This window comes from Kitasatospora sp. NPDC043949 (assembly GCF_056435365.1).
Genome location: NZ_JBWKEQ010000024.1, coordinates 84,735 through 96,331 on the forward strand (window position 1 = coordinate 84,735; position 11,597 = coordinate 96,331).

10 protein-coding genes are annotated in these 11,597 nt (G+C 73.2%); 2 read left to right on the plus strand and 8 right to left on the minus strand.

Going from position 1 to position 11,597, the window contains the following annotated elements; all coding sequences use genetic code 11:
* Positions 1-136: 136 nt before the first annotated feature.
* Positions 137-2,695: an SdrD B-like domain-containing protein gene (locus AC07AL_RS20990; protein ID WP_400986429.1), complete on the minus strand. Its 2,559-nt coding sequence runs from the start codon at positions 2,693-2,695 to the stop codon at positions 137-139.
* A 697-nt stretch (positions 2,696-3,392) separates the two neighbouring features.
* Here AC07AL_RS20990 and AC07AL_RS20995 point away from each other — a divergent pair.
* Entirely contained in the window at positions 3,393-3,767 is a 375-nt protein-coding gene (locus tag AC07AL_RS20995) for a helix-turn-helix transcriptional regulator (RefSeq protein WP_363585965.1), read from the plus strand.
* Positions 3,768-3,803: 36 nt separating this feature from the next.
* On the opposite strand, the gene AC07AL_RS21000 is transcribed toward AC07AL_RS20995, so the two are convergent.
* On the minus strand, positions 3,804-3,983 hold the full coding sequence (locus AC07AL_RS21000) for a hypothetical protein (RefSeq protein ID WP_363585939.1): 180 nt from the start codon (positions 3,981-3,983) through the stop codon (positions 3,804-3,806).
* 39 nt (positions 3,984-4,022) lie between these two features.
* Complete coding sequence (locus tag AC07AL_RS21005; RefSeq protein ID WP_363585938.1) at positions 4,023-4,316, minus strand: helix-turn-helix domain-containing protein; 294 nt, start codon at positions 4,314-4,316, stop codon at positions 4,023-4,025.
* A gap of 217 nt (positions 4,317-4,533) precedes the next feature.
* Here AC07AL_RS21005 and AC07AL_RS21010 point away from each other — a divergent pair, with 217 nt between their 5' ends.
* Positions 4,534-5,361, plus strand: a complete 828-nt coding sequence (locus tag AC07AL_RS21010; protein WP_400986427.1) for an aldo/keto reductase — start codon at positions 4,534-4,536, stop codon at positions 5,359-5,361.
* A 16-nt stretch (positions 5,362-5,377) separates the two neighbouring features.
* Here the strand turns inward: AC07AL_RS21010 and AC07AL_RS21015 are convergent, their stop codons facing one another.
* From AC07AL_RS21015 to AC07AL_RS21035, 5 genes are all read right to left on the minus strand, one after another.
* On the minus strand, positions 5,378-6,310 hold the full coding sequence (locus AC07AL_RS21015; protein WP_363627517.1) for an NAD-dependent epimerase/dehydratase family protein: 933 nt from the start codon (positions 6,308-6,310) through the stop codon (positions 5,378-5,380).
* Between the two features lie 15 nt (positions 6,311-6,325).
* Positions 6,326-7,675 carry a nucleotide sugar dehydrogenase gene (locus AC07AL_RS21020; protein ID WP_363585935.1) on the minus strand — a complete coding sequence of 450 codons (1,350 nt, stop codon included), beginning with the start codon at positions 7,673-7,675 and terminating at the stop codon, positions 6,326-6,328.
* A gap of 87 nt (positions 7,676-7,762) precedes the next feature.
* Complete coding sequence (locus tag AC07AL_RS21025; protein WP_363627515.1) at positions 7,763-9,184, minus strand: N,N-dimethylformamidase beta subunit family domain-containing protein; 1,422 nt, start codon at positions 9,182-9,184, stop codon at positions 7,763-7,765.
* Between the two features lie 43 nt (positions 9,185-9,227).
* Positions 9,228-10,388 carry a glycosyltransferase family 4 protein gene (locus AC07AL_RS21030; protein WP_400803473.1) on the minus strand — a complete coding sequence of 387 codons (1,161 nt, stop codon included), beginning with the start codon at positions 10,386-10,388 and terminating at the stop codon, positions 9,228-9,230.
* 6 nt (positions 10,389-10,394) lie between these two features.
* Positions 10,395-10,739: a ferredoxin gene (locus tag AC07AL_RS21035; RefSeq protein ID WP_363585932.1), complete on the minus strand. Its 345-nt coding sequence runs from the start codon at positions 10,737-10,739 to the stop codon at positions 10,395-10,397.
* Positions 10,740-11,597 lie beyond the last annotated feature (858 nt).

Sequence of the window (11,597 nt, forward strand, 5' to 3'; positions counted from 1 at the left end):
CCCTCTTTTTTCTTTTCCTCGTTTTTTTTTTTTTTTTCTCTCTTTTCGTTTGTCGCCGTGGGGGGGAGCGCGGGGTCCCCCCGCCCCCCCCCCCCCCCCCCCCCCCCCCCCCGCCCCTCCTCACCGCTTCCTATTCCTACTGGTGCCGCGCCCTGCGCTTACGGGCGACGAGGACCAGCGCACCGCCGGACGCCACCAGCACCGCGCCGCCGACGATCCCCAGCGGCACCAGGGCACTGGCGCCGGTGCTGGGCAGCTGTCCCCCGGGCGGGGGCAGCGGGTTCGCCGTCGACGGGCTCGGCGACTCCGTCGGCCCCGGCGGCGTGGTCCGCTCCGGCGTGCTCGGCGAACTCGACGGGCTCGGCGGGCTCGACGAGTTGGTCGGCGTCGGGGTCGGCGTCGGGGTGGGCAGCAGCCGGTTGACCGCCGTCACCGAGACACCGTCCGCGAGGTTGTCGGAGGTCAGCGCCAGCGGGCCGAACACGGTGGTGTCCGGAGCCGCGTAGCCGTCGGGCGGGCTGAGCTCCTGCCAGTAGTACGTCCCCGGCACCCCGGCGCCCTGGCAGAGGCCGTCGGCGCCGGTCGTGCAGGGGCCGCCCACCGCCGTGTCGGGCTTGTCACCGCCGGTCTGCAACCCGTCGGTGCCGTTGGTGTCGTGCCACAGCTGGAACTTCGCCCCCGCCAGCGGCTTGCCGTCCTGGTCGTGCTTGACCAGGCGCAGCGCGCCCTCCTGCTGCCGGAACCCGAAGTCGAAGGTGTGGTCGTTCTCGCCCGGCCCGCCGGTGGTCAGCGCCCGCTCGGGGAACTTCGTACCGGGCGGCACCAGGCCCTTGGAATCGATGAAGTGGTTGTCGCCGACGTCCGCGTCGGTGGGCACCCACTGGTAGAGCGGCCCGCCCTTGGCGTAGTCCGCCGGGTTGTCGAGCCGGATCGTGTACTTGGTCCTCGGCTTGAGACCGCCGGTGACGTTCGAGTCGTCGAAGTAGTACTCGCCGCGCTTCGTCGTCTTCGTCGTGCCGACCAGCTTGCCCGACTCGTCGTAGAGGTGGACGGTCGCGCCCTCGACGGGGCGCTGGCCCGGGTTCTGGATGCCCTTGCGCTCGGGGTCGTACCAGACCCGGTTGCCGATCTGCAGCGGCGCCTGGTCGCAGAGCACCTCCAGGTCGCCCATCGAGGCGCCCTTGCCGAACGGCGCGATCGTCCCGGCCGGGTTGAGCCGGAAACCGAACTGCGGGTCCTGCTGGCCGTTCGCCCGCTGGAGGAACGACGTGCCGTACCCGAGAGCGGTGTGGTTGGGGTCGAAGGCGGAGACCGCGACGGTGCTCTCGACCTTGGACAGCGCCATGCCGGCGAACGCCGTGTTGCGGTGGCCTCCCCAGGTCGTGTCGAAGAACCGGGTGCCCCGGGGGGCGAGCCCGCACCCGTTGTTGGTGTCCATCACGTACGTGCCGTTCGCCCGGCAGGCCTTGTTCAGGTCCCCGCCGGACATGACGACGGCGACGAAGCCCGGCACCGGGGCGCCCGGCGCGCGGTCGCTGAAGCGGTCGCGGAAGGCCAGCAGCATCGAGCCGTCGGTCTCGAACGTGATCTCGCCCAACTCGGGCTCGGGCTTGGCGATGGTGGCGCTGCCGCACGGGCGGCCGTTCTGCGTGGTCGGGTAGGTGCTCGTCCACGGGAACCAGCCCGCACCGTCGCACGGGCCCGAACCGACGGTGGACTGGCGCGGGTAGTCCAGCGGCTGGTCCAGCACCGGCTTGCCGAACACGCCGGTGGCGAGGTCGAAGGGCAGGACCACCGCGCGCAGGTCGGTGAGCTTGCCGGTGGACTCGCCGGAGCACACTCCGCCGAGGTAGCCGGTGCCGTCCTGGAGGCCGAGGCCGAACGGACGCCAGTCCCCCGCCGCCGGGCAGCCCGGGTCGGGGATCGGGTAGGAGGCCGTCGGGCTCCCGGCGGCCGGCAGGGTGGCGTTGTAGCGGTAGAGCCTGCGGTCGTTGAGGTTGACGACGAACAGGTCCTTGCCGTCGTCGGTGATCTTGATGCCGCCGAGGCTCTCCTTGCCCGGCGTGTCGAGGAAGGCGTCGTCGGTACCGCCGCCGTGGGCCGTCGAGCCCGCGTTCGGGACGGTGGTGAACAGCGTCGTCTTCTTCTGCGCGATGTCGGTGACGTAGACCGCCCCGGCACCGCCCGGGCCGTAGTCGGTGGTGCGCTTGGCCACCGCCGAGGAGAACAACCGCCGGTCGGCCTTGTTCCAGGCGATGCCGTACAGCGTGCCGGTATCGGCGTTGGTGGCGAGGTTCGTGGCGGTCACGCCTTCGCCGTCCTGGCCACGCGCGCTGTACGGGAAGGAGACCAGCGTGCGCTGGGCCCCGCCCTCGCGGTCCATCGGCTGGCAGGTCGTGACCAGCGGGGCGTTCTTCTGGCAGTAGTCACCGGGGTTCCAGAGCCCGGTGGTGTACGCCACGTTCTTGCCGCCCGAGAGGTCGACGAACTCCTCGTTGCTGCTCAGCTGGGTCGGCGCGCCGTCCAGCCCCTGCCGCGAGGCGAACGCCGGGAACAGCACCCCGGGCTTCGGATTCACCACCTGCACCCGGTACTTGCCCCCGGACGGCTTGGCCGTCGCCGGGGCCAGCGTGACCGTCCCGTCGGCCGCCGTCACCCCCTCGATCGCGACCCCGGCGTCATCCGTGAGCGTCACTTTCACGCCCGCGAGCCCTGGCTCCAGGGCTGGTGTCCACACTCCACTGGTGTCCACCGCCCGGATCACCCGGACGGTCACCGTCCCGTCGCCGGGTTGTGGAAAAGCCGCCGGCGCCGTCACCAGCGCTGCGGCGGACAGTCCCACCGTCAGCGCCGCGACCTGCGCGGCGCACCTCGTTCGCTTCCTCGTTCGTCCCAATGTCCCGCTCTCATCATCGACGGGTTATCACACCCGGGCCGATCAGGAGTTCATCAGCAGACCGGCAATCTAATATATCCGCAAGGGAATTGACGAAAGTTCATGTGCACGCGCGACAAGAGCGGCACACCCACTCCACCACCAGTTCGAATCTGGACCCGTTCGTCCGATACCGGCCGCCCTGCTCGAAAACAGCGCCTTTGACCGGAATTCGTCCGGACAAGGCGGTGGGGTGCGGAGGCGGGGCGCGGGGACAGCGCAGGGCAGGGCAGGGCGCAGGAACGGGGGTGCGGGGACAGTGCAGGGCAGGGCGCAGGAACGGGGGTGCGGGAGCGGGGGCGCGGGAGCGGACGGGGCGGGGAGGCGGCCCGGGGCGGCGGCCGGCGCACGCCTCCGCGCGACCCTGTCGGACCGGGCGGGTAGCGTGGCAGACGTGCCCCAGGTGTCCCGACTCCCCCTACCCGACCTCGCCCGGCTGCGGCGGGCCCGCGACCGGATGGACCGCGACTACGCCCAGCCACTGGACGTGCCGGCGCTGGCGCACACCGCACTGATGTCGCCGGGCCACTTCTCCCGCAGCTTCCGCGCCGCCTTCGGCGAGACCCCGTACGGCTACCTCATGACCCGCCGGATCGAGCGGGCCAAGGCACTGCTGCGGCGCGGCGACCTGAGCGTGACGGAGGTCTGCATGGCGGTCGGCTGCACCTCGCTGGGCTCGTTCAGCTCGCGGTTCACCCAGCTGGTCGGCGAGACCCCCAGCGCGTACCGGGCCCGGGACCACGACCACGCCGCCGCCCTCCCGGCCTGCGTCGCCAAGGTCCACACCCGGCCGACCAGGACCGGGGAGACGGGCGACCCCACCGGCCCGTAGCGCGGCTCCGGCCGGGCTCGGCAGTGGCCCCGGCCCCTACCGCCGGCCCTGCTCGGGCCGGTCGTCCGCGTCCGGGTCCGGGGGCAGGCCCACCTCCTCGCGGTCCTCCTCGGTGCGCTCGTCGAGCTCCTCCTCGTCGGGCCGCCGGGGCAGACCGCGCCCGTGCCCGGTGTCCGGGTCGCCTTCGACGTCCTTGTTGGACTTGTGGTGCGACATGGCGCCTCCTCGCCCCCGATTCCGCCGGTACCTTCCCACTCAAACGCGCGCCCCGGGCCCCCGCAAGCCGGGGCCGCGATCACGGGGCGCCGCGCCCGGCCCCTCGGGGAACGCCGTCGACTCGAACGCCGCCGACTCGAACTGCGCCCGCTGGTCGGCGTCCAGCCGCAGCACGTCCACGAGCAGCCGCACCGTCTCCCGCCGGGGCCGCAGCGCCCCGCCCCGTTCCAGGTTGCGCACCGCGCGAACACTCAGCGTGGCGAGATCGGCCAGTTGCTGCTGGGTCAGGCCCCGGTGCTTCCGGTGTCCGTGCAGCATGTCGCCAAATCGCATCTTTCCCGACCTTTCCCTGTCCGCGTCAGCCGGCTGCTCTAGCCTTCGTAACGCGACCGGGGAACCGTCGGGTTCAGCGGCGAACCCGCGCGCGCTTCGGGCGGCACAACGAATCTGACCGTCCGTCACCACCTGGGCGGTCTTCCTCGGAGCGGCCTGCGGCGACACACTCGAAGGGCAAGCCGCCGCCGTACCCCGGAACGGAAAGGCCCGCCCCGTGCAACGCCTCGTCCTCAACAACGGCTCCGCCGTCCCGCGCGTCGGCCTCGGTGTCTGGCCGCTGACCGACGACCAGGCCTACACGGCCGTCACCCACGCGCTGGAGGCCGGCTACCGCCGCATCGACACCGCCCGGGTCTACCGCAACGAGGAGGGCGTCGGCCGGGCCGTCCGCGACGTCGGCATCCCCCGGCCGGAGGTCTTCCTCACCACCAAGCTGGGGAACGCCGACCAGGGCTACGACCGCACCCTCCGCGCGTTCGACGCGAGCGTGCGCAGCCTGGGCACCGACTACGTGGACCTCTACCTGATCCACTGGCCCCTCCCCCGGCAGGACCGGTACGTCGAGTCGTACCGGGCCCTGGAGCTGCTGCACGCCGAGGGGCGCGCCAGGGCGGTCGGCGTCTCCAACTTCACCGCCGCGACGCTCGGACGGCTGCTGGCGGAGACCGGCGTCGTCCCGGCCGTCAACCAGATCGAGCTGCACCCCTACCTCCCCCAGGAGCGGATGCGCACGCTCGCCGCCGAGCACTCCATCGCCACCGAGGCGTGGAGCCCGCTCGCCCAGGGCGGCCGGCTGCTCGCCGAGCCCGCCCTCGCCCGGATCGCCGACCGGTACGGGAAGACGCCGGCCCAGGTGGTCATCCGCTGGCACCTCCAGCTCGGCAACCTGGTGATCCCCCGCTCCGCGACCCCGGCCCGGATCAGGGAGAACATCGGCGTCTTCGACTTCGCCCTGGGCCCGGAGGACCTGTCCGCCATCGCCGCCCTCGCCGACGGGGGCCGGATCGGCCCCGACCCGGACACCTTCGACCACCGGGGCTGACCAGGGGCACGGGGCCTCAGGCCCTGCCGCGGAACCACCGGACGGTCTGTTCCAGGCCCTCGCGCAGGGTGGTCGGCTCGACCTCGGGGAACAGGGTGCGCAGCCGGGTGTTGTCCGCCTGGGAGTGCCGGACGTCTCCGGGGCGGGCCGCGGTGTGCTGCGGGTGCAGGGTCGTCCCGGTGGCGAGTTCGAGTTCGGCGATCAGGTCCAGCAGGGAGGTGCGGGTGCCGTAGGCGAGGTTCACCGGTTCGGGGTCGGCGACGGTGCGCAGCGCTGCCCGGGCGAGGATGCGGCAGACGGTGGCGACGTACGTGAAGTCGCGGGTCTGGCCGCCGTCGCCGTGCACCACCAGGGGCCGGCCGGTGGTCGCGGCGCTGATCCAGGCCGGCACCACGGCGGCGTAGGCGTGCCCGGCGGGCTGCCGGGGCCCGTAGACGTTGAAGAAGCGGAACGGGAGGACCGGCAGGCCGTAGGAGTGGTGGTAGGCGCTCAGGTACGCCTCGCCCGCGAGTTTGCTCGCGGCGTACGGGCTCATCGGGGCCGGGAGCAGGCCTTCGTGTTTGGGCAGGCGCGGGTTCGCGCCGTAGACGGAGGACGAGGAGGCGGCGATCACCTGCACGCCGCCCGCCCGTCGGGCGGCTTCCAGGACGGACAGCGTGCCGGTGGCGTTGGCGTGGTGGCTGGCGACGGGGTCGTTCACCGACCGGGGTACCGACGGGAGCGCCGCCAGGTGCACGATCGCGTCGATGCCGTGGAACGCGCGGTCCAGGAGGGCGGCGTCCAGGACGCTGCCTTCGAGGAAGTGGACGGCGAGTGGGGCGAGGTTGTCCTTGGAGCCGGTGGACAGGTCGTCCACGATCCGGACTTCGGACACCTGCGAGCACTCGGCCAGGGTGTGGGCGAGGTTGCTGCCGATGAATCCGGCGCCGCCGGTGATCGCGATCTTCATGCCGGTCCCTCCCTGTCAGAGGATGTCGATGTTGTCGCCGCTGAGGCGCCGGCGGCAGTCCAGGACGTACGTGGAGCAGGCGGCGATGGTGTCGTAGTCGAACGCGTCGTGGTCCGTGAGCAGCACCACCGAGTCGGCGGCGGCGAGTTCACCGGGGGTGGCGGCCACCATCCGTACGCCGTCGAGCGCGTCGGCGGGTGCGGGCAGCGGGTGGACGACGTGCGGGTCCGCCGCGTGCACCTGCGCGCCCATCGCGAGGAGCAGTTCGGCGACGCGGGCGGAGGGGGTCTCGCGCGCGTCGCTGGTGTTGGCCTTGTAGGAGAGGCCGAGCAGCAGGACCCGGGAGCCTTCGACGGTCTTGCCGCGCCGGGCGAGGGCGTCGACGAGTCGGCGCACGACGTAGTCGGGCATGTGGCTGTTGACGTCGTTGGCGAGTTCGACGAACCGGAAGGTGCGGCCGGCCGTGCGCTCGGCCCACCAGGACAGGTACGACGGGTCGATCGGCAGGCAGTGCCCGCCCACGCCCGGGCCGGGGACGAAGCGCAGGTAGCCGTACGGCTTGGTGCTGGCGGCGTCGATCGCCTCCCACACGTCGACACCCAACTCGTGGGCGAACATGGCGAGTTCGTTCACAAGGGCGATGTTGACGTGGCGGAAGGTGTTCTCCAGGAGCTTGGTCAGCTCGGCGGTGCGGCAGGTGGTGACCGGTACGACGGCGTCGACGATCGAACCGTAGAACGCCTGGACGCGCTCCAGGGACGTCCGGTTCACCCCGGAGACCACCTTGGGCGTGTTCTCCAGGCGCCAGCGCGGGTTCCCCGGGTCGATCCGCTCGGGGCTGTAGCCCAGGTGGAAGTCCCGGCCGGCCACCAGCCCGGACATCTCCTCCAGGATCGGCCCGACCAGTTCCTCGGTCGTGCCCGGGTAGGTGGTCGACTCCAGGACGACCATCGCGCCCGGCCGGAGCAGCACGCCCAGCGTGCGGGCCGACTCGGCGACGTGCGAGAGGTCCGGCAGTCCCTCGCGCAGCGGGGTGGGGACGGTGATCACCGCGATGTCGAAGCCGCCGCAGTCCGCCGGGTCGGTGCTGGCGCGGTAGGCCCCGGAGGCGAGCAGCGGAGCCAGGCGCGCGGAGGGGACGTCCAGGACGTACGACTCTCCCGCGCGCAGCTGCCCGACCCGTTGCTTGTCCACGTCGAAGCCGACGACGCGGTGGCCGGCCTGCGCCGCGCGGACCGCCAGGGGCAGTCCCACGTAGCCCTGGCCGACGACGACCACCCGGCTGGGAGGCGTCGACGGGACGGACGGTGCGCGAGCGCTCAGGCGGTGCGCCGCGGCGTCGCCGGTGTCCTGCCGTGCGGGCATACACGTTCCCCTCCGGGCGAAACCGCCCCAGTTGTATCGGCATGCGCAAGACCACTGCCCGGCGGGGCGGCGGGTGCCGTCCGGGCCTCAGGACAGCAGGGTGACGACGTTGCGGGTGATGGCGCGCACCTGCGGGTCGAGGGGCAGGAGGCGGGCCCAGTCGGTGGTGGCGGCGGTGAACACCGTGCCGCCCCTGGTGTACAGGCCGAAGGTCGCGGCCCGGCCCGGGTCCGGGTCCTCGCGGGCGGCGAACTGCCAGCCGGCGGCCGGGTCCGTGGGCAGGTCGGCGACCCCCAGGATGGTGAAGCCAGCGGGCGTGCCGTCCGCTCCGGTCGCCACCGCCCGGTGGGCGGCGTCGCGGCGGTGGGCGGCGCCGTCGCACTCGTAGCCCACCAGGGCGTGTCCGGCGCCGAGGACGTCGCCGTCCCGCAGTCCGGTGCCCGCGAAGACCGGGTGGTCGGTGTGCTGGACGGTGAAGCCCAGCGGCGCCCGGCGGCCCGCCCAGTGGCCGCCGCCGCTGCGGTAGCTGACGCCCGTCAGCGCGTTCTCCGGGTCCGACTCCCACCAGTGGCCGGGGGAACCGCGCAGTCGGTCGACGTCGACGTCCCGGACGCCGGGCGGGTACTTGGCGCAGCGCAGGGCGGCGCCGTCGCCGCTCACCGTCACCCGCCACCAGCAGGTGTTCGCCCCGAACAGCGCGAAGTTGCCGCCCCGGTCGCGGAAGGCGGTGACGTTGCGGCGGACGTCCTCGCTCCAGTACTCGTCGTGGCCGGCGGAGATCAACAGCCGGTAGCCGTCGGTGAGTCGGGGTGACTCGTGCAGGTCGAGGTCGGTGCAGTAGTCGGCCTCGAAGCCGGCGGCCTCGAACCAGGCGATGAACGGGGCGTCCCAGTGCGCGAAGGTCTGCCGGGGGGTGCGCGGGTCGTGGGCGTCCGGGTGGCCCTTGACCGGGCCGCCGATGCCGCCGCCCGGGCGGCGCAGGCTGACGGTCCTGGTGCCGGCGCGCAGCGCGGCCTCGTCGTGGTGGAGGGGGCCGTACAGGCATCCGCCGCCACTTCGGTTGTAGGCGTGGTAGGTGAAGACCGGCACCTTGTAGAGGATGCGCGACGTCCGGGCGGGTTCCCGGGGCCGCACCACGAACAGGATCCGGGAGCGGCGCGCGTCCAGGGCCTCGGCGCCGGGCGGCGCCGGGTCCGCGGGCGCGGTCGTCGCGGGGCTCAGCACGGCGATGTACACCCCGGAGGGCCAGTCCGCGGGAATGGTGACGTCGTGGCCGGGCCAGCGCCAGTCCTGGTCGTGCCGCCCGGGCGGCGCGTACCGCCCCGGCCCCTGGACGGAGCCCAGGTGGCGGATGCGGGCGCCGCAACGGAAGAAGTCGGCCCGGAACCGGGCCGCGCGGGTCGACACGTGCAGCCGCAGGGTGTCCCCGGCCCGCACGCTCGGCCGGGCCGGGTATCCGTCGACGGCCGGTCCGGCGGCGGACGCGGCCTCGCGCTGCGCTTGGGGCATGCGGTTCTCCAACCGGGGAGGGCGGCATCTTCTTGACTGATCGTCAGAATCCGTTCGCCGCCTGCTTGTTCGGCGATGATTCACCCCGCGGCCCCGGGAGGCCCGCGAGCACCCGGTCGGCCCGGCGCCGCCAGGTGTACCGGTCCAGGAGCTGCCGCCGGGCCTCGTCGCCGAGGGCGCGACGCAGGGCCCCGTCGGCGACCAGTCCGGCCAGGGCGTCGGCCCAGGCGTCCGGCTCGTCCGGCGGGCGCAGCAGGCAGTTGACGCCGTCCTGGAGGACCTCCCGCAGGACGGGGAGGTCGGAGGCGATGATCGGGCGGCCGTGGGACATGTACTCGAACAGTTTCATCGGCGAGGCCCAGCGCCCGGTCTCGCCGAGCCTGCCCCAGGTGTAGACCTTCCGCTGGTACGGGGCGAGGACGACGTCGAAGGAGGGGTAGTAGGAGGGGAGTTCGGCCGGCGGGCGGTGCCCGTGGAAGAACACGTTGGGCAGCCCGCAGGATCCCTCCCAGCGGGCCCGGTCCTCGGCGGCGCCGCCGATCAGGTGGAAGTCCAGACCGGGGAGCCGGTCGGCGAGTTCGAGGATCAGGTCGATCCCGCGTCCGTCGTAGAGGTGGCCGACGTAGCCGATCCGCGGCACGTCCGGGCGGCCCGGCAGCGTCGGTGCGGCCGCGGTCGGCGGGGCGGGCGGGTCGGCGCAGTCGGGGGCGACGAGGATCGGCAGCGGCCCCAGGGCGGCGTGGGCCTCCTGGAAGTCGCGGGCGAGCGCGTGGGTGATCGCGACGACCCGGGCGAGCCGCTGGTGGCCGAGGAGTCGGTGCTCCGTCCCGGGCGGGGACACGTCCCGGCGGATCTGGTGCACCTCGTAGACGAAGGGCGCGAGGTCCGCCGCGGCGGCGAGGCCGTACGGGTCGCGCCCGTAGACGAGGTCGGGAGCGGTGTCACCGGCCAGCAGGTCCCGGACCCGTTCGGCGCGCCGCCAGTAGCCGGCCGGGGTGTCCTCGGGGATGGGCACGGCGCGGATGGGGAAGCGGTGACGGACGCCGTAGTAGGCGTACGCGTCGTCGGCCGGGTACGAGCCGGGCGCGGTGTAGAGGGTGACGTCGTGCCCGGCGGCGGTGAACGCGTCGCACATCCGCATCACGTGGACGCCGTTGGCGAAGAACGAAGGGATGGTGCCGCCGTGCAGGTAGGCGATGCGCACTCCGGTCTACTCCTCGATCGGTGGGGGCACCGGCAACCGGTGCGGGTCGGCGGCGGGCCGGCGGGGCGGGGCGGGCTCCGGTGGGCCCGGCGGCGTCTCCTCCCGGTCGGCCGCGGGCGGCCCGGCGTCCGGGAAGAGGGTCAGGCCGCTGCTCCGCTCGACGACCGAGATGGCCTCCATCGGGCAGGTGAACGCCGCGTCCAGCACCCGTTCGTCGGGGGCGATCTCGCCGGCGGTCGGCCGTGATCGCCGGGTGTCGTCGATCGTGAAGCGCCCGGGAGCGGTGCTCGTGCACACCCCCGAACCGATGCACCGACGGCCGTCGACCTCGATCCGCCAGTCGCCTCCCATGGGCTCCCCCCTCCGTCCTGCGTTCCCGCTCCGCCTCCGGGAGGCGAAGGGCCGTGTCCACCCGAGCACGCGCGACGCCGTGTGCGGGCGCACCCGGCGCTTTCGCCCCGACCGACGTTTCCACCCCCTTCGAACCCACCCGCCACAATTCACCGCACACGAACTGACGCGCATTCAATTGCCCATCGGAGATGCGCGATTTGCTGGTGGTGCCCCGGTGGTACGGGGGGTCGCCGACCTCAAATTACCTACCCTTCCGGCCGAGCGGAAGGCCGCGTCATCCGGCCGTCTTCGCCCGCGTCCGGCCCGACCGACCTGGCCGGAACAGGGTGGAAGGCGCCACCGCCCGTGGTCGCCGCCGAGACGAAACCACCACCGTCCGGATGATGCGCCCCGGGCCGATCACCGCGGGGCGAAATCCGCGAAAACCGCAGACGACCGAGTGCGGGCCCCTTCTCCGGAAATTCCGCGCCCGCCCGGTATTTCACTCCGATCCCCGTGCGGAATCCCGTTCCCGCGGTTCGGGCGGCAAGCCCGGATTCCGGACTCCTCCACGTAGGCCGGTACACCCACCGTGTCCCGCCGCTCACCCTTGGCGGCGCCGAGCCCCCTCCCGGACGATGACACCGCCGGTGACTCCTGCCGAGAACGGTGGGGCCGGTGAGGTGAAGGGAGTCCTCGATGAACGAGGAGATCGAGCAGGTCGTGGAAGAAGACCTCCCCGAACTCGCGCTGATGGTCGACGTCCCCTCGCGCGACTAGGGACCTGCGCGCCGTGGGGGGGGGGGGGGGGGGGGGGGGGGGGGGGGGTGTTTTGGGGGGGGGGGGGGGGGGGGGGGGGGGGGAGGAGAGGAGGGA

Coding starts and splice junctions, on each gene's coding strand:
- AC07AL_RS21000 (WP_363585939.1), bottom strand. CDS start 3,983: ATGTCGCACCACAAGTCCAACAAGGACGTCGAAGGCGACCCGGACACC.
- AC07AL_RS21035 (WP_363585932.1), bottom strand. CDS start 10,739: ATGGGAGGCGACTGGCGGATCGAGGTCGACGGCCGTCGGTGCATCGGT.
- AC07AL_RS21020 (WP_363585935.1), bottom strand. CDS start 7,675: ATGCCCGCACGGCAGGACACCGGCGACGCCGCGGCGCACCGCCTGAGC.
- AC07AL_RS21025 (WP_363627515.1), bottom strand. CDS start 9,184: ATGCCCCAAGCGCAGCGCGAGGCCGCGTCCGCCGCCGGACCGGCCGTC.
- AC07AL_RS21005 (WP_363585938.1), bottom strand. CDS start 4,316: ATGCGATTTGGCGACATGCTGCACGGACACCGGAAGCACCGGGGCCTG.
- AC07AL_RS20995 (WP_363585965.1), top strand. CDS start 3,393: ATGGACCGCGACTACGCCCAGCCACTGGACGTGCCGGCGCTGGCGCAC.
- AC07AL_RS21015 (WP_363627517.1), bottom strand. CDS start 6,310: ATGAAGATCGCGATCACCGGCGGCGCCGGATTCATCGGCAGCAACCTC.